Origin of the sequence: Photobacterium aquimaris (assembly GCF_002954455.1) — a bacterium.
In the GTDB taxonomy this organism is placed as follows: Bacteria; Pseudomonadota; Gammaproteobacteria; order Enterobacterales; family Vibrionaceae; genus Photobacterium; species Photobacterium aquimaris.
Window position 1 is genome coordinate 153,900 of record NZ_MSCC01000003.1, and the last position, 16,042, is coordinate 169,941.

General features: G+C 39.6%; 18 protein-coding genes and 1 pseudogene. 7 read left to right on the forward strand and 12 right to left on the reverse strand.

Going from position 1 to position 16,042, the window contains the following annotated elements:
- The 4 genes from potE to BTN98_RS16850 all read right to left on the reverse strand — a co-directional run.
- On the reverse strand, positions 1 to 1,257 hold a 1,257-nt coding region (gene potE, locus BTN98_RS16835), incomplete at its 3' end, for a putrescine-ornithine antiporter (protein ID WP_105030056.1).
- A 688-nt stretch (positions 1,258 to 1,945) separates the two neighbouring features.
- Positions 1,946 to 2,413 carry an outer membrane lipoprotein gene (locus tag BTN98_RS16840; RefSeq protein ID WP_060997711.1) on the reverse strand — a complete coding sequence of 156 codons (468 nt, stop codon included), beginning with the start codon at positions 2,411 to 2,413 and terminating at the stop codon, positions 1,946 to 1,948.
- A gap of 131 nt (positions 2,414 to 2,544) precedes the next feature.
- Positions 2,545 to 3,126, reverse strand: coding sequence for a tRNA-uridine aminocarboxypropyltransferase (locus tag BTN98_RS16845; protein WP_060997712.1), 582 nt, complete (start codon positions 3,124 to 3,126; stop codon positions 2,545 to 2,547).
- A gap of 81 nt (positions 3,127 to 3,207) precedes the next feature.
- A complete protein-coding gene (locus BTN98_RS16850) occupies positions 3,208 to 3,627 on the reverse strand; it encodes a hypothetical protein (RefSeq protein ID WP_060997713.1) in 420 nt (139 codons plus the stop codon).
- Between the two features lie 61 nt (positions 3,628 to 3,688).
- Between BTN98_RS16850 and BTN98_RS16855 the strand changes: the two genes are divergently transcribed.
- Positions 3,689 to 4,147: an EVE domain-containing protein gene (locus BTN98_RS16855; RefSeq protein ID WP_060997714.1), complete on the forward strand. Its 459-nt coding sequence runs from the start codon at positions 3,689 to 3,691 to the stop codon at positions 4,145 to 4,147.
- A gap of 76 nt (positions 4,148 to 4,223) precedes the next feature.
- Here BTN98_RS16855 and BTN98_RS16860 read toward each other — a convergent pair whose 3' ends face one another.
- The gene (locus BTN98_RS16860; RefSeq protein WP_060997715.1) at positions 4,224 to 5,027 is read right to left on the reverse strand and encodes a Cof-type HAD-IIB family hydrolase; all 804 of its coding nucleotides are present in this window, start codon (positions 5,025 to 5,027) and stop codon (positions 4,224 to 4,226) included.
- A gap of 165 nt (positions 5,028 to 5,192) precedes the next feature.
- Positions 5,193 to 6,161: an alpha/beta fold hydrolase gene (locus BTN98_RS16865; RefSeq protein ID WP_060997716.1), complete on the reverse strand. Its 969-nt coding sequence runs from the start codon at positions 6,159 to 6,161 to the stop codon at positions 5,193 to 5,195.
- Positions 6,162 to 6,360: 199 nt separating this feature from the next.
- Between BTN98_RS16865 and rhtB the strand changes: the two genes are divergently transcribed.
- Positions 6,361 to 6,978 carry a homoserine/homoserine lactone efflux protein gene (rhtB, locus tag BTN98_RS16870; protein WP_060997717.1) on the forward strand — a complete coding sequence of 206 codons (618 nt, stop codon included), beginning with the start codon at positions 6,361 to 6,363 and terminating at the stop codon, positions 6,976 to 6,978.
- 76 nt (positions 6,979 to 7,054) lie between these two features.
- Entirely contained in the window at positions 7,055 to 8,281 is a 1,227-nt protein-coding gene (locus BTN98_RS16875) for an EAL and HDOD domain-containing protein (RefSeq protein ID WP_060997718.1), read from the forward strand.
- A gap of 140 nt (positions 8,282 to 8,421) precedes the next feature.
- Here BTN98_RS16875 and BTN98_RS16880 read toward each other — a convergent pair whose 3' ends face one another.
- From BTN98_RS16880 to BTN98_RS16890, 3 genes are all read right to left on the reverse strand, one after another.
- The gene (locus BTN98_RS16880) at positions 8,422 to 8,898 is read right to left on the reverse strand and encodes a Dps family protein (RefSeq protein ID WP_060997719.1); all 477 of its coding nucleotides are present in this window, start codon (positions 8,896 to 8,898) and stop codon (positions 8,422 to 8,424) included.
- Between the two features lie 141 nt (positions 8,899 to 9,039).
- Complete coding sequence (locus tag BTN98_RS16885; protein WP_060997720.1) at positions 9,040 to 9,927, reverse strand: patatin-like phospholipase family protein; 888 nt, start codon at positions 9,925 to 9,927, stop codon at positions 9,040 to 9,042.
- A gap of 119 nt (positions 9,928 to 10,046) precedes the next feature.
- Positions 10,047 to 10,886 (reverse strand): LysR family transcriptional regulator, encoded by an 840-nt coding sequence (locus BTN98_RS16890; RefSeq protein ID WP_060997721.1) that lies wholly within the window; start codon positions 10,884 to 10,886, stop codon positions 10,047 to 10,049.
- A 205-nt stretch (positions 10,887 to 11,091) separates the two neighbouring features.
- Here BTN98_RS16890 and BTN98_RS16895 point away from each other — a divergent pair, with 205 nt between their 5' ends.
- Positions 11,092 to 11,814: an SDR family oxidoreductase gene (locus tag BTN98_RS16895; RefSeq protein WP_060997722.1), complete on the forward strand. Its 723-nt coding sequence runs from the start codon at positions 11,092 to 11,094 to the stop codon at positions 11,812 to 11,814.
- A 148-nt stretch (positions 11,815 to 11,962) separates the two neighbouring features.
- Positions 11,963 to 12,967 carry an acyltransferase gene (locus tag BTN98_RS16900; protein ID WP_060997723.1) on the forward strand — a complete coding sequence of 335 codons (1,005 nt, stop codon included), beginning with the start codon at positions 11,963 to 11,965 and terminating at the stop codon, positions 12,965 to 12,967.
- A gap of 49 nt (positions 12,968 to 13,016) precedes the next feature.
- Here BTN98_RS16900 and BTN98_RS16905 read toward each other — a convergent pair.
- Positions 13,017 to 13,348, reverse strand: a pseudogene (locus BTN98_RS16905) (DUF2500 domain-containing protein).
- Positions 13,349 to 13,531: 183 nt separating this feature from the next.
- On the opposite strand from BTN98_RS16905, the gene BTN98_RS16910 reads away from it, so the two are divergent.
- Together BTN98_RS16910 and BTN98_RS16920 are read left to right on the forward strand one after the other, a co-directional pair.
- The gene (locus BTN98_RS16910; RefSeq protein WP_060997725.1) at positions 13,532 to 13,897 is read left to right on the forward strand and encodes a hypothetical protein; all 366 of its coding nucleotides are present in this window, start codon (positions 13,532 to 13,534) and stop codon (positions 13,895 to 13,897) included.
- Between the two features lie 865 nt (positions 13,898 to 14,762).
- Positions 14,763 to 15,080 (forward strand): putative signal transducing protein, encoded by a 318-nt coding sequence (locus tag BTN98_RS16920; RefSeq protein WP_060997726.1) that lies wholly within the window; start codon positions 14,763 to 14,765, stop codon positions 15,078 to 15,080.
- Positions 15,081 to 15,138: 58 nt separating this feature from the next.
- On the opposite strand, the gene BTN98_RS16925 is transcribed toward BTN98_RS16920, so the two are convergent.
- On the reverse strand, positions 15,139 to 15,405 hold the full coding sequence (locus BTN98_RS16925) for a DUF1145 domain-containing protein (protein ID WP_036789251.1): 267 nt from the start codon (positions 15,403 to 15,405) through the stop codon (positions 15,139 to 15,141).
- Positions 15,402 to 16,007 (reverse strand): 16S rRNA (guanine(966)-N(2))-methyltransferase RsmD, encoded by a 606-nt coding sequence (rsmD, locus tag BTN98_RS16930; protein WP_060997727.1) that lies wholly within the window; start codon positions 16,005 to 16,007, stop codon positions 15,402 to 15,404. The genes BTN98_RS16925 and rsmD overlap by 4 nt, the downstream gene beginning before the upstream one ends.
- Between the last annotated feature and the right edge of the window lie 35 nt (positions 16,008 to 16,042).

Genomic DNA, 16,042 nt, shown 5'->3' on the forward strand with positions numbered 1-16,042 from the left:
CATCAGGATAGTACCGCCAAATACTGCGGTAGCACCACAAGCATACACACCATAGATACTGTAAAGAACCGCTAATGTACCCACTGTCGCACCTAAGCGGTATTGCTTTGGAGATACCATGTTCTTGCGAAGTAATACTTCAAGACCAGTCATCGATAGGATGTAAGGTACCATGTTAATGAATACTGCAAGGTTCAATAGCGCGTTGAACTGACTGATTAGGTTTGGAGAAATCGTCATTACCGCTAGTAAAATCTCAGCAGCTAGCATGATTAACATACCTGCAATTGGTGCGCCTGCTTTGTTTGTTTTAGCAAAGATTTTAGGGAATAGACCTTCATCTGCTGCCGCTTTAGAAACCTGTGCGTTAGTGAACTGCCAACCAAGTAGTGAGCCGATACATGCAATAACTGCAGCTAGAGTAACAATGTTACCTACCATAGGGTTAAACATGTGGCTGAATACTAGGCCAAACGGTGCAGTTGATGCTGATAGCTCGGCGTTAGGAATAATACCTTGAATAACACCAGTAGAAGCAATGTAGATAACCGCTGCGAAACCTGTACCAAATAGTACTGCAAGTGGTACGTTACGCTCTGGGTTTTCAACTGCATCAGAGTTAGCACCAGCAGATTCAATACCTAGGAAAGCCCATAAAGTCAGTGCGATACCTGAAGATACAGAGTGCATTGTAGTATCGTGGTGTGGGTTCCATGCGTTCATGAATGTTTGTGGATCGAACCACCACCAACCGATGATAGACAGACCAGCAACTGGAATAATGATACCCCAAACAGTGAATGCTGAGATTTGACCGGTGATTTTCGCACCGCCAAAGTTAGCTACCATAGTGAAGATAAGGATAGCTACTACACCGAAGAAAGTGTGCACCGGTGTATCAAGCCAAGGCATAAATGGTTTGATGTAACCTAACGCTGAAACGGCAATTGCCACACAGCTAATTACCAAACACACGTAGTAAGTGTAAGAAGAGATGAAGAAAGATGATTTTCCGTGTGCTTCTTCTGCGTAAGCTGACATACCGCCAGAGCGTTTACAAAATGCACCACATTTAGCGAATGTGTAAGCAATACACATTGCGCCTAGCGCAGTTACAATCCAAGATAACATTGAAATTGCACCAACTTGCGCCAAGCTTGCTGGTAGCATAATAATACCGGAACCCATCATGTTAACTGCAACAAGTACAGTTAAGCCAACGAGTCCCATTTTTTTAGTGCCAGTATCTGATGACATTATATTTACCTGTGATTAGGAAGGGATATAAACGCTATATGTATAGTTTATTTATCGTAATGAAAATAAAGTCATATGAAGTAAATGATGTTAACGAAGAATCACCATTAATTTATTTTTTTGACTGTCTTACGTAACCAAAAAAATAAGTTAAAGATAAAATTACTTAGTTAATATTACTTAATCACATCACCGTTCAGTTATTTAACGAGTGCTATGATGCTGCTATTTTGATAAAAAAAAACCGTAAAACCGCAAAGAAACGTTGCAGATTTAGAGAGTAAATGAAGAACGAGTATCGTTATTCGATCGCTTAATTTCGTCAAAATGAATATTAAATGAATAAATAATAATAGTGACAAATTAAATTATGATTAATAACAGTAAGTTGTGATTACCGCCTGATGGGATTTGTTATACAAATGAGGGTGAGAGTGCTATAAGCATAAAATAGTTATGCATTAATTGTGATGTTACATGTTTTAGGTTGAATAAAGTTTTTTTTTTAATAATGCAACACGAGCGCAGATAATGGCTATTTAGACTGAAAAGAACCGTAATAAAGGCAATAATAACAGCCCTGACAGCCTACTGACGCAGTGACATGCATGCATAAGCAGCTATGCTGAAAAGCGGAAATTTGAATAATAAAAAAGGAGCCGCAGCTCCTTTTGATAGAAAATGATGATTAAGTAGGTGTTACTCGTGAAGTGCCATCAGCACTTTCATTAACTTGAACGCGTTCGCCGGCTTGGAACATTACTTGAGGGTTTACTTGTTGCACAATAGACACGGTACGGCCGCTGTCCATTTTAATGGTTAGATTAACCCCGTTACGTTTTGTAGCTTGATTACCTGCTTCATTCCCTAAGAAACCACCTAGTAATGCACCACCAATTGAGGCGATTTCTGAACCTTTACCACCACCAACACCGGAACCTAAAATACCACCAATTGCGCCGCCAGCTAATGTACCAAGACCATTACCGTTACCGTTTAGAGTAACCGCTTGGGTGCGTACAACAGTACCGTAATAGACTTGTTGCATTTGACGAGCATCATTTACATTGTAGGCATTGCCGTAAGGGTTAGCTGCACAACCTGCAAGACCTAAAGTTGAGGCGATGACGACGACGGCAAGGATTTTGGTTTTCATGGTATAAGCTTCGCTAAAAATACAGTGTATAAAATTGAGTATTGCTAATCTGAGCCTTTTTATTTAGAAAATAAAGCAGTAAATCTGATATTACAAAAACAACTATTAGCATGATTTAAGCACTAATGAACTTATTTAGCGTGACCACTTTTGTCGGCATGATAGATTTCAATAAAATGAGTAAAGTAATCTTGCAGTTGTTGTGCTGCTTGGGGGTGGTGCAGTTGCTTTAATAACTCAATACCCACCTCACAGGTGCAAAGATGACCGGGTTGCTGGTTACGGCGCAGAGAATAAGATGATGTGTTTTCAGGGATTAATGCGATACGGGGTAATTGATTAAGCCACGGACTTTTACGTACCATTTTACGTGCTTCTTGCCAGGTGGCATCAATAATAATTAGCAATAGTTTTGTGCTATCGGGGGTTGGTAGCGTTAATGGTGTTGCTAAGTGTTGTTCGTCACTAGGAAAGACTAGCCAAGCTTGATAACTAGGGTCTTGCAATTGATTCAATAATGCTTGCGGCGGCTGTGTACGGTGCCACATTTCGACGCGACAGCTGGGCAGAGTACGCGTCATTAATATGCCTGTATTGGTATCTTTGCTAGATTCACGAGCATGAGTTAGTAGCACAAAATCAGCGGCTGATTGTAATTGTGGTTCCATAGCGCAAATACAATTAAATTTAAACCCGCAACGCAGACAAGTCATGTTTTTTCTCGTGATCAATGATAAAGGTGGCAGTGTGGCACAACGCCACCTTTGAGTCACGATAGAGAACCATAATAGCGATTATTGACGCTGTAGAATTAATCCTTCGACACCGAGCTGATAGGTTTGGCCATCGACGGTTTCTTGTTGAGTGCTAAGTTGTTCACTGTGGGGATCATAACTATAAATACGTTCGCTATTGAGTGGTCGTCCTTGGTGAGTGGTCATCGTGACTTTAACAGTGGTTGGGTTAATCGCTTGCCAATGACCGGTTTCTAATAAATCAGGATCACCATTAGTGTAGGTATAGGTCGTTGTTGCAGCATGATCATCACTTAAGTGAAGATGTGTGGTTAGTCCCATTTCGGTATCACTTTTATAATTCCCCACCCATTGTGATTCGGCTGGATCGCTTTTAAACGCAGCCGGAATCCAGCTAGCACAGCCTGATAAGGTAGTTGCTGCTAATAATAGCGCAAGTGATAAGCGTGGGTATGTCATTATGTACTCTCTATGATAGGCTCAATTTCTACATTGAAATTAGCACAATTAGGGGAAATCAATGGCGTATTGGTTATTTAAAACCGAACCAGATACCTTTTCAATAGACACTTTAAAACAACAAAAAGTTTCACCATGGGAAGGGGTTCGTAATTATCAAGCGCGAAATATGCTCCGCGATGAGATTAAATGCGGCGATCAAGTATTGATTTACCATTCTTCTTGTAAAGATATTGGTGTGGTTGGCATCGCAAAGGTGGTGAAAGAGGCTTACCCTGATCATTTTCAATTTGAGCCGACAAGTGCTTATTATGATCCTAAAGCGACCACTGAAAACCCACCGTGGGTGATGGTCGATATTGAATATCAGCAGCATTTACGCTTAGTTAGTTTAGCACGCATGAAAAAGGCGCCAGAATTAGCAGTAATGCCATTAGTTCAAAGAGGTAACCGGCTGAGTGTGATGCCAGTAACGGCTGCTGAGTGGCAACAGATATTAGCGATGACAGGGCAATTTTAATCAAAAACAGTGACAATATAGATGGCTATGATTGTCACTGTTTGAGTTATTTATTGTTAATAAAGCAATATTCAAATTAGCGTGTTAGCAGGTGTTGCTCTAAATAATGAGCAACGGCTTCATCGGCATTTGAACCAATCACTTCATTATTTGGTAGGGCTAATTTGACCTTTTCATGTGAAGTTCCCATGACCAGCCCTTTACCAGCCATTGCCAACATTTCAGCGTCATTCATACCATCACCAAAGGCGATACAGTCAGTCAGATGATAGCCAAGAGCTTCTGCAACCGATTGAAGTGCATGACCTTTTGATACGCCAGCATCCATCACTTCAAGACACCATGGTGTAGAAAAGGCAATATTGGCTTTGTCACCAAAATGTGCATTAAAAATTTGTTCCCATTTCACCAATGCCTCATGATCTTCGTCATCGCGGGTAAAGAACACCTTAGCTACGTTATTGATCGGTGGATTGTTAACATCAAACAAGTGATAACTAAAGCTATCGTGAAATTCTTTTAATTGCTCATTGTCATTATTGAGTAGCCACTGATCGCCACGGTACATGTGAATATGTAAGGCCGGATCATCTTTAGCAAGGGCAATTACACCACGAATAACATCAGCACTGAGATTTTGTTGAAAAACAAGCTCGCCCTGACAGTTATGTACTCGCGCACCATTTGAAGTGATCATATAGGCCGGAATAGCTAATTTTTCACGTATCTCTGCTACATCAATATGATGACGACCGGTTGCAAACACGAAATTTATATTTTTCTGGGCAAGGCGTTGTAATACATCGCGCGTAAATGGCGCAATTTTATGGTCGGGATTTAGTAATGTGCCATCTAAATCTGAAGCAACAATTTGATACATGAAGGCTCTCAATAAATAGAAATATAGCGAAAGGTAAGATAACGAGATCTAATGCGAGTCGCTTATATTAAACCACTATGAGAGATAAAAAGGGGTTAATATGACTAATAAGCTTTTCCGCTTTTATTTTTGTGATGGCGTAGTCTTTTTGGTGTTATTTACGCCTTATAAGGTCGCAAAGTGGTTGCAAATTTCAGTTAGCGCAATATTACGATATTGATCACTTTCAAATAATAATTCGTGACGGGCATCCGTTATGGTGACTAATCGGCTTTTGGTCGGTATTTGTTGGCAAAAACGAGTGTGGGCTTGATTATCGACAATATGATCAGCACTGCCTTGTAATACCAAGGTTGGGGTGGTGATGTTAGATGCTTCGTCAATACAGGCACGAGCGGCTGCAATACTTTGCCAGACCCAACGATTACTTGCTCCTCCTAAGCGAATTTGAGGGTATTGTTGATAAAGGTCTTTAAACCATTGAAAGCGTATTTCACTGTGTGTCAGTGGGTTATTAACAAATGGTTTGGGGTAATAACAGCGTTGTCCTGGCGCATAAGTAGGTTGGCGATGAAGATGATCGTTCAGGCGAGCCAGTGGTTCAGCTATAAATCGTAAACTTGGCTTAAGGTGAATACCATGCATTGGTGCGCTTAATACCGCACGGTCAAAAATAGTCGAGTAACGGGCAAGGAGTAGGCTACTGATTGTCCCCCCCATTGAATGACCTAATAGATAATGATGTTGGTAGCCTTGTGGTGTCACAATATCGGTAATAAAGCGATGCAGGTCGGTAACATAATCATCAAATTGGTCGATATAGCCCATTTCAGCATCGGTGATCAATCGTTGTGACATCCCTTGACCACGATGATCGAGAGCGTAAATATGGTAGCCTTGATTGATTAAATCAAAAAACAATTCCTGATATTTATAATAGCTCTCAATTCGGCCATTAACGATCACGATGACTTTATCACTGTGCCCAGGGGTTAAACTTACCCAACTCAATTGGCAATGGTTAGCACCTTGCAATGTGCTTTGATGCCGCTGTTGCCATAATGCAGAAATTGGACCTGCCATCATAGTATTGAAGCTAGCTTCTTGTGAAAAAGGCAAGGTTGAGTGGGTCATAATGTATCCGAAAGTTGTGAACTACGAGGCAAAGTCTTGAATGATATTTACGCAGATAAGCTATCTCATTGCTTATTATCATCTTTGCCAGTATACATTATTTATTGAGGGTAGCGTAATCAAGCAATAATTTGCTTGGGTGCTGGGTTTCAGGGTATAACGACATCTTTTGAGTATTTGAATCGTAAGGGAATATTAAATGAATATTGAGATCTGGCTTGCCTATGTCGTTGCTGCCATTGTCTTTAGTTTTGCACCTGGATCTGGCACCGTTAACTCGATCAGTAATGGTATGGTATATGGTTGGCGTAAATCCTTAGCATCAATTGTTGGCTTACAATTAGGTATGGCTGTTCACATTATATTGGTGGGGGTTGGGCTTGGCGCATTAGTTGCGCAGTCAACGTTGGCGTTTACATTGATTAAATGGATCGGCGTCGGGTATTTGGTGTGGCTAGGTATTCAGAAGTGGCGTGAACATAGTACATTAGCGATAGAGGATGTTGATAAGGCAGTCACAAGTAAGTGTTTATTTCAACGTGCAGTATTAGTGAACCTTACTAACCCTAAAACGATTGTATTTTTGGTGGCGTTATTTCCACAATTTATTGATACCACTCAACCACAATTACCGCAGCTATTAATTTTAGGCTCAACGACACTGATCATTGATGCTGGAGTGATGCTGTTTTATGTCTGCTTAGCGTCTCGTTTTACTGGTTATATTCGCTCAGTAACAGTAATGACACGTCTTAACCGTATTTTTGGATCGATGTTTATTGGTTGTGGCGCACTGCTTGCTTTAGCTCGTGCATAAAGCTCAACTTCAGCGGATATTATTTATTTCAATTGAAATAAACCATTACTCATTGTGATCTAAAGGTATTATTAGCATGTTTTCTTATGTTGCTCGCCAACCTATTTTTAATCGTCGTCAACAAACGATTGGTCATGAATTATTATTTCGTGATGGTGAGTATAATGCTTTTCCTAATATTGATGCAGATCAGGCAACCTGTCGGCTTGTGGTTGAAAACTATATGGCTATTGGTGATGATTATGCTTATCGCGGTCAACGCAATTTTATTAATTTTCCGCAACATTGTTTAGTTAGTTTAATGCCACTTTTGCTGCCAAAAAATAAAGTGGTGATTGAAATTCTAGAGACCTGTACGCCTGATGATGAGTTATTTTTAGCGATTAAGCATTTGTATCGCAAGGGCTATATCATTGCTCTCGATGATTTTGAGTATGATGTTAGATGGCAGCGTTTCTTTCGCTATGTGCATATTATTAAACTTGATTTACTGATGCTTGGCTTGGAAAAAGCGTGCGATTTTGTGCGTAATAATCGTCATCTGAACGTGAAATTTTTAGCTGAAAAAGTTGAAACCTATACTGATTTTCAAACCTCGCTCAATGCGGGGTTTGATCTTTTTCAAGGCTACTACTTTAGTCGTCCTGAACTTGTTAAACGACGTAAAGTTGCGGCCTCTGAATTAACGACTATTCAATTATTACAAGCAATCAGCAGTGAACCGGTTAATTTTGCTGATATTGAAAATATTATTAGTCATGACGTTTCACTGTCTTATTTATTGCTGCGCTATGTCAATCAAACCAACCGTAGATTGGTTGAGCCGATCAGTTCATTTCATCAGGCGTTAGTGTATTTAGGTGAAGAAAAACTGCGAATGTTTGTTGGCGTGGTGGCAACTGCACATGCGGCAGTTAATAAACCGAAAGCTTTATATGCCCTATCGTTACAGCGAGCAAAAATGTGCGAAAAATTAGTTGATTGCAGTTCGTTGACACTACCACCGCAACAGGCATTTTTAGCTGGAATGTTTTCATTATTGGATGCGTTATTAGACTGCTCGTTAGCGGAACTGTTAGTACTGTTAAAGTTACAGCCTAATATTCAAGTGGCATTATTACATCGAGAGGGGCAACTAGGGCAAGTATTGAACTTAGTCGATGCCTTTGATAAAGCAGATTGGCAGCAGGTAACGATTGAATGTTGTCGATTAGGAATATCAGAACAACAAGTACAGCAGAGTTATTTACAAGCGGTAGCATGGGCGGAAAAATGCGTACAAATTAATAATCCACCATCATAAAAAAACGGGGCCATAAAGACCCCAAAAGAACCATATAATGTATTGCTGTAGTCAGGCGGGTCGCCTTTAATAAATATACTCACATTACATAAGTATATTCTAATCAGTGGATGACTAATTCACTGATTAGGTATCTGTTATTACTGTAAATAAGCGTTAAGCATCCACAATAATTTTTCTTGTTCGCGAATATAATCGCCCATCAATGCCGCTGTACCTTCGTCATTCGCATCGCCAGCAGCAATAAGAATTCGGCGCTGTTGGCCAAGTAAGATACTAAAACCATTTACTAAACCTTGCACAGCTTGTAAGCCATCACTAATGTTTTGATGTTCTTTGATCTCAGTTGTTGCTAAATAGCAACTAAAGCTATGATTCGGTGTGTAGCCTAAAGTTAAAATACGCTCAGCTAATTCATCAACTTTGAGCTGAAGATCAGTATAAATCTCTTCAAATTTCAAATGTAATTCGAAAAATTGTTGGCCTTTAATATTCCAATGATAGCCACGACTATTCATATAAAATACTTGGTAATTAGCTAATAATTGGTTGAGGTCAGTGGCCAGCGCTTGGGCTTTATCACTGTCAAGACCGATTAAATTGGTTTGGTGAGCCATGATGTATTCCTCATAAATAAGTTAAAAACGAAAAGCTATTCCGTTTTGATGTAGCGAGTATAGATAAAAGCTATTAATAGGTATAACAGTTAACATCTATTATAACGATAGCTTTAACCTATTATACTGTGGTGGCATAGATCAGGCTACTAATGACTCGGGATCACAATGTTCACCTTCGCAAGGGATGATGCCACATACTCGATGGCCAGCTTGCTTACCTTGCAAATAACCTTGTTCTAATTTGTTAAGATTGCGGGTTAAGCGACCAACCTGAAAGTTTTGATTCGGTGCAATTACGGTAATAGTGCAATCTGATGGCGGATTATTAATAAAATCAAGCGCAGCATTATAGCGACGAGCACGGGTCATTACTGCTGTTGCAAAAGCAGGGTGATCATGAAACATTGATTTGATTAACCACGGTAATTTGGTGTCGTGTTTATGAAATCCTAATGGCTTGGATAAAATAACAGTAATGTTACGTGCGCCACGACGATAAGCCTCAATCACAGGAATAGAATCACCGATTCCACCATCACTCATTGCAATGCCATTAACTGTAGGATTATTGCGGTACGCAACAGGTAAAGCGCAGGTCGCTTCCATTACTGGTGTAATGTTATTGCGAGTTACTTTGATGTATTCAGCTTGACCTGTTTCTAAATTAGTTGTGGTGGCATATAGCGGGATTTGGCGCTGTTCGTAGTTAACTAAGTTAAGCGGTAAATAACGCGAAGTTGTACGCCATAGCCAGTCAATATCGGTTAAGTGACCGCCATGGGTAAAGCGTGAAAAATTGATAAATTGTGGGGCACGTGAATATTGGGTAATAATTTTATGACTGCGGCCATAATTACCACTTAAATAGCCAATGAGATTGGTTGCGCCTGCTGAAACGCCAATCGCAAAGTCAAACGGCGAATAGTTATTTTCTAAAAATGCATCCAGCACACCACTGGCAAAAATACCGCGCATGGCGCCGCCTTCGACAACCAATGCATGAGAAGTGTGTTGAGCTGTATTCATGACATAACCTATTTATTAAACTGCCGTTAACGAAGGTCGCAGCATAAATAGGTTTACGGGTATAAAAAATTCGATTTTTCTTATTGTTGTAATAGGCAAAACTTAATCGTTGATTAATGCTAGCAAGGGTTATCTTGACTTAGGACCTTAATGCAAGCCGCTAAAGCGGGATTTAGGGTTTTAGTTGCTGGGTAGCATAATCCTAAACGGCGGAACATACGTGGTCCTTCAAGCGGAACAGTCACTAATTGATTGGCGCTTTCTAGTACACCCGTTGGTAGAAAAGAGATCCCTAATCCAGCTTGAACTAAATGCATTACTTGGGTTTTGTGTTCCGCTTTAGCTACTAAATTAACTGACAAACCATCACAGGCTAATAAACCAATTGTTTGTTGATGAGCCTCACAAGGAGGACATTCAATAAAATCGTGCTGGTGTAACTGTTGTGGTGACACGCTGGTTAACTTAGCTAACGGGTGGTTGGGTAACATGCACAATACATAATCTTCTTCCCATAACGGTAAAAAAATCTCATCTTCAGCTTTAAACATATCAAGTGTAATACGTGCATCAGCAGGGCGATCGTGATCAACTAATTCTAATAAAACATTTGGGATCTGCTGTTGCAGCTGCTTAAATATTGCCGCTAATTGGGTTTGGCTAAGATCAGCAAAGTTAGCTAAAGTCAGTGGTAATTTTTCTGTACGTTGCTGAAATAGTTGTGGCAGCGTATTAACGTCATTGAGCAATCGAATCGCTAATGGATATAAGTAATGGGCCTCGTTAGTTAGATTGACGCCTTTTTTGTGGCGAATAAACAGCTGGGTGGCAAGTTCTTGTTCTAATTGCTTGATGCCACTAGATATTGAAGGTTGTGATACACAGCAGCGTTCGGCGGCTAAGGTAATGTTTTTTTCTTCATAAACCGCAATAAAGAACCGTAATAAGCGTAAATCCATCAACTGATACTCACTTAAAAAAGACCTTATTAGCCTACCACATTGTTGAAACTTATGACGACAGCAAGTTATCCATAGTTTTTTTTGATGATAAGCCAAGGAAATTGATATTTTTCAGTTATGAAAATTCGTTCTATAGTTATTGCCATCAACAGCATCTTAGCTGACTGCATCAAGTGTGCGGTTTATTCTAGAGGAAAAAATTATGTCAAAATCTTTAGTCGTAATCACTGGTGCAAGTTCAGGTATTGGTGAAGCCACAGCACGTAAATTATCAGCAGAAGGCTACCCATTATTGCTATTGGCACGCCGTGTTGAACAAATGGAAGCACTAAATCTACCGAATACATTATGCCGTCAAGTTGATGTGACTGACGTACAAGCGATTGCTGCTGCCGTTGCAGAAGCTGAACAACAATTTGGCCCTGTCGATTGCTTGATCAATAACGCTGGTATGATGTTGCTTGGCCTTGCTGATGAGCAGGATCCTGCTGAATGGCAAACCATGTTTAACGTTAACGTGATGGGAATGTTGAATGGTATTCATGTCGTGCTTGCGAAAATGAAAGCGCGTAAGAGTGGTACAGTAATTAATATCAGCTCAATAGCGGGCCGTAAAACATTCCCTAACCATGCTGCTTATTGTGGTACTAAGTTTGCTGTGCATGCAATCACTGAAAACATTCGTGAAGAAGTGGCAGATGATAACGTGCGTTTTATTACTATTGCTCCAGGTGCAGTAGAAACTGAACTATTGACTCACACGAGTAGTGATGCAATTAAAGCGGGTTACGAAGAGTGGAAACAAGGTATGGGCGGTGTGATTGCACCACAAGATATCGCCAATGCGATCAGCTATGCTTATAACCAACCACAAAACTTGTGTATTCGTGAAATCGTATTAGCAGCAACGCGTCAGCAGCCATAAGTCGTTATATCAACGTCATAACAATATAACTAACCAATGAATGATTCTGTTTTATTGGTGATATAGATACTTGTTATGCGCCGACTGCTATATTCAAAGTAGAGCCCTAAACGATTATGGCTCTACTTTTGTCTATCGGGAGGTGTTGGTGAAAAATAAAGTCTGGTTTGTGGATTTACTGCGAGTGGTTGCAGCGCTGGCAGTGGTAGTGATTCATGTTCTTGGCCCCTATCGAGATCAGATCGGTCAATTACCCGATTGGCAATGGATCAGTGCCATCACCATAAATAGCCTCAGTCGCTGGGCTGTACCTGTCTTTATCATGATTACGGGCGCATTAATGCTCAGTGATCAGCGTCCTTTTGAGCCAGTCTATTATATTAAGCGCCGTCTAGGTAAAGTTTTAGTGCCATTTTTAGTATGGTCAGTTTTTTACGCGTTATTTTCAGGCCTAACGACTAGTGGTTTTGATAGCAGCGTTAGTTGGTCGATACTGAAAAAAATGCCCACTCACGAAACCTATTACCATCTTGGTTTTTTCTATTATTTCATTCCTCTTTATTTACTGATTCCGATTATTCAATGGTGGGTCCAAAAAGCAGAGCCAGGGCAAGTGAAAGGGGTGATCATGGTATGGTTAGTGATCACGGGCTTATACCTGTTTTATATCGATGGCTTATGGAGTGAAACCTACTTACTTTATAGCGGCTATTTATTGTTAGGTTACTGCCTGTATCAATATCGTTGGCCAAGTTTGATGGTGTTATTACCGTTAGCAGTGATTGCGCTAGTGGCGACCGATTATAATGTTATTAGCCATAGTTTTGCGGCAAATGAATATAAGATGGGACGCTGGATGTCGTATAAAACTTTAAATACGGCATTGGTTGCGGCGACTGTTTTCTTATTGTGTCGTTGGGCGAGTGACAAATTACGCTTATCGACGCGCAATAAATTAGCATGGTTGAGTAAATATAGTCTTGGCGTGTATTTGATTCATCCGATTTTTTTGTGGCCACTGCGAGAGTATGATCTTTATTTTGCTAACCCTTTAATTGCGATTCCAGTATGGACCGTAATTGCTGCTAGTTTGGCGTTAGCAACCAGTTGGTTATTAAGCCGTAGTCGTTATTCGGCGTGGTTAGTGCCATAACTGAAGCTAGTTGTTTGCTCACCCATTGGTGAGCAAACAGAATTGCGGCTTATTGACGTTTTAATGCAAAATGAACAAATTGCTGGCCGCGATAAGTCATGGTGCCAATATCTCCGGGATTTAAAGCGTGGTAATAATGAATACCAATCATAAATTCTCGTTTAGGCCCACCTGTTAGTGGCTGAACATAAAACCAATATTCCTCATCTTCTTCCCCTGGCTGTGCACCAATAATACGGTTAGTTTGTTTATCGAGAATTTGTACTTCAATTTTTTTTCTGGTGCATCAAGACCTAAGATATGGCGGCGATAGTTATAACTAAAATACGCTAATGCCAATAAAAATAGCAGGCACAGTACGACAATAATCCATATCGGCATTCCCAAACTCCTTGGTGGTTAATAAGCTATATTAGATAAATACCGCGCTATTATTCACAGCAAATTTCTACATCCCTAGCTATGGATAATAAAATCGTGATCTAAATACAATTATTTTACTAAAACACTATATTGGATTGATAGCTTAGGTAAGGTAATGATTATTTAATATCGAGGGAGGTGATGATGGATATTGAGCAAGTGATTGATAAATCTCGTCGGCTAGAAGATTTACTGCGCCAACATTATCATGCTAAAGGTTCTGATTTAACGCAATTAGTTCACAGTTGTGATAATCGCTTTCCTGATGATATTGTTAATAAACTGAATCAAATTACTGCTATACGCCAGAAATTAATGATGGATGATACTTCTCTTTCTGCAACAAATGATTATCAGCGTTTTATCGATTTATGTTCGGAGTGTGAGCAGGAGTTAATGCCACGCAGTAGTCGTTTGGTATGGGGAGTGGCAGTGGTATTGCTTGGTGGTATTACATTAGCTGCATTAGGGTTCTATTTTTATCATTGGCAACACATCACATTATAGCAATTAACCAAATTGATAACCCTGATAAAAAATGGCGCCATTAGGCGCTATTTTTTTGTTTCTTAAATATGGTTTAGTAGATTATTGGTAGTGTCATTAAACCAACAACTACAGCAATCATGACAAGGCCTTGTTTTTGTGAGTGTGTAAGCATATTTTTGCATTCCTGATGGTGGGTTTTTTATCTTGACAATTAAGATAACATTGTTTTGCTGGCGTTGGCAAGTTAAGTGGCTATATATCTAGTTTAAAAACATTTTACTTTGTCAATAAAAGCTGTTTATCATCATTAAAACAATGTTTTTATTATTGTTGGATTAATGTTACTTTATTTTTTTGTCGTTATTTTGTTTTTTAACTTGTTGTTTTATTTTGTTGTTTTTTATTTATCTGCTTTTTTAATATCTGCTTTTTTATTTTTTATTATGTTTATTGTTTAAAACGACCAAAAATAGCTAATGTTTGATGGTATGGCTATTTAGTGATTGTTTTTCTTGTTTTATATTTATGGTGGTTATGTTTTTTGTATATAAAATAGTTAAAGTGCTTGTTTTTCATTATGTTGGCGATTTTGTTAGTGTTTTTTTGTGGGGTAATTGATTATTGGGTGTTGGTAGGTGTCTTTTGTGTTTGTTTTTTTATTTTTAATGTGTAAGTGTTTGTTTTTTAATTATTTGATTGTTGTGTTTTCCCGTTTTTATAGGGTTGTTTTTGGGCTGTGTTGTTGATGGTTGTTATTGTTATTGGGCGTTTTCTTACTATGTGAGACTTAACCGCTTACAGTTTCGGTTTAATATTAAAGATAGAGGGTTGAATGATGACTGCTATCTTTAATTAATGATAATTCACGTAATGAGGAAGGTGGATGACCGATCAGCAATGGCAATGTTTGTATGGTGCCAGTAATAGTTTAGAAGCCCATAGCGTTAAAGGCTTATTAGAGAATATGGGAATATCAGTCCGTTTAACTGGTGAGGCATTAGCGGCAGCAGCGGGTGAACTCCCCATGGGGGTTGTGGAGGTGCAGTTATGGGTAACTGCAGCTCAACGACCACAAGCGTTAGTTATTATTGAAAGCTATTTACGTAATGATTATCGAGATTGGTATTGTCGTCATTGTGGTGAGCTTAACCAGGGCCAATTTGAACTATGTTGGCAGTGTCAGCACGATAGCGCGGAGTAATAGTGGTGCAGTGTTGGTAGTAAAGCGAGCATCAATAATGTTGCTCGCTTTATCGGTGTTACATCATGTGCTTGCGACGAATATCAAGCAGTGCGAAGATACCAAAAATTAAAATTGACCAATGCTCCCAACGCGACATATTGATTTTATCGCCAAACGCACCCACAAAAATAAGCATTTGTAAGCCGTGCATCATGAACAGAAATGCGGTCATGATATAAAGCGCAATTGCTGAAACCCCAGGAAAAGGGTGAACGATATTAATGAACAATATTAACCATACTAAGGCTATCGCTATTTTGGCAGTAATGATCAGTGCTTTCATGGTTCCTCTCTAGCAAATAAGCGGTAGCAGACTTGGCCAGCGCTTTTTTCGCGATGTAAATGCCAGTGGCTAGGGATTGCCAACTGACCTAATTCCTTTTCAGCTTCAATATAAATCATTGCATGTGGTGTTAACCAGCCATTATTTTCTAACGCTGTGATAACATCTTGAATAAGATCTTTTCGAAACGGAGGATCAATAAAAACAATATCGTGCGGCGTACCTGTTTGTGACAAAAAGCGTAAGCTATCACTGTTAATGACGGTAGCATTGGTTGCTTTTACAGTATTGAGATTTACTGTTAGTTGCACGGCAGCTGTTTTATCAAGCTCAAGCATAGTAACGCTTTCGGCACCACGTGAAAGCGCTTCAAAACTTAAGCCACCGCTGCCAGTAAAGAGGTCAAGGCATTTAGATTGATAAATGTCTTGCGCTAACCAGTTGAAAAGTGTTTCTTTGACACGGTCAGTGGTTGGGCGGAGTCCTTCGACATCATGAACGGGTAATTTGCGTCCACGCCATTGTCCGCTGATGATTCTAACGAACCCACCAGGACGATTATTTTGTGTTTTGCGAGTTGTTTGCTGTCTTCGCTGCGTCATAGATTTTTTTGACCGTTAAGAAAATGATAGTATAC

What these genes read in the sequence shown, in the direction of transcription:
- BTN98_RS16860 (WP_060997715.1), bottom strand. Translation starts at nt 5,027, where the DNA reads ATGTATCAAATTGTTGCTTCAGATTTAGATGGCACATTACTAAATCCC.
- BTN98_RS16865 (WP_060997716.1), bottom strand. Translation starts at nt 6,161, where the DNA reads ATGACCCACTCAACCTTGCCTTTTTCACAAGAAGCTAGCTTCAATACT.
- BTN98_RS16910 (WP_060997725.1), top strand. Translation starts at nt 13,532, where the DNA reads ATGATGGATATTGAGCAAGTGATTGATAAATCTCGTCGGCTAGAAGAT.
- BTN98_RS16880 (WP_060997719.1), bottom strand. Translation starts at nt 8,898, where the DNA reads ATGGCTCACCAAACCAATTTAATCGGTCTTGACAGTGATAAAGCCCAA.
- BTN98_RS16890 (WP_060997721.1), bottom strand. Translation starts at nt 10,886, where the DNA reads ATGGATTTACGCTTATTACGGTTCTTTATTGCGGTTTATGAAGAAAAA.
- rsmD (WP_060997727.1), bottom strand. Translation starts at nt 16,007, where the DNA reads ATGACGCAGCGAAGACAGCAAACAACTCGCAAAACACAAAATAATCGT.
- BTN98_RS16875 (WP_060997718.1), top strand. Translation starts at nt 7,055, where the DNA reads ATGTTTTCTTATGTTGCTCGCCAACCTATTTTTAATCGTCGTCAACAA.
- BTN98_RS16885 (WP_060997720.1), bottom strand. Translation starts at nt 9,927, where the DNA reads ATGAATACAGCTCAACACACTTCTCATGCATTGGTTGTCGAAGGCGGC.
- BTN98_RS16895 (WP_060997722.1), top strand. Translation starts at nt 11,092, where the DNA reads ATGTCAAAATCTTTAGTCGTAATCACTGGTGCAAGTTCAGGTATTGGT.
- BTN98_RS16925 (WP_036789251.1), bottom strand. Translation starts at nt 15,405, where the DNA reads ATGAAAGCACTGATCATTACTGCCAAAATAGCGATAGCCTTAGTATGG.
- BTN98_RS16855 (WP_060997714.1), top strand. Translation starts at nt 3,689, where the DNA reads ATGGCGTATTGGTTATTTAAAACCGAACCAGATACCTTTTCAATAGAC.
- BTN98_RS16845 (WP_060997712.1), bottom strand. Translation starts at nt 3,126, where the DNA reads ATGACTTGTCTGCGTTGCGGGTTTAAATTTAATTGTATTTGCGCTATG.
- rhtB (WP_060997717.1), top strand. Translation starts at nt 6,361, where the DNA reads ATGAATATTGAGATCTGGCTTGCCTATGTCGTTGCTGCCATTGTCTTT.
- BTN98_RS16850 (WP_060997713.1), bottom strand. Translation starts at nt 3,627, where the DNA reads ATGACATACCCACGCTTATCACTTGCGCTATTATTAGCAGCAACTACC.
- BTN98_RS16840 (WP_060997711.1), bottom strand. Translation starts at nt 2,413, where the DNA reads ATGAAAACCAAAATCCTTGCCGTCGTCGTCATCGCCTCAACTTTAGGT.
- BTN98_RS16920 (WP_060997726.1), top strand. Translation starts at nt 14,763, where the DNA reads ATGACCGATCAGCAATGGCAATGTTTGTATGGTGCCAGTAATAGTTTA.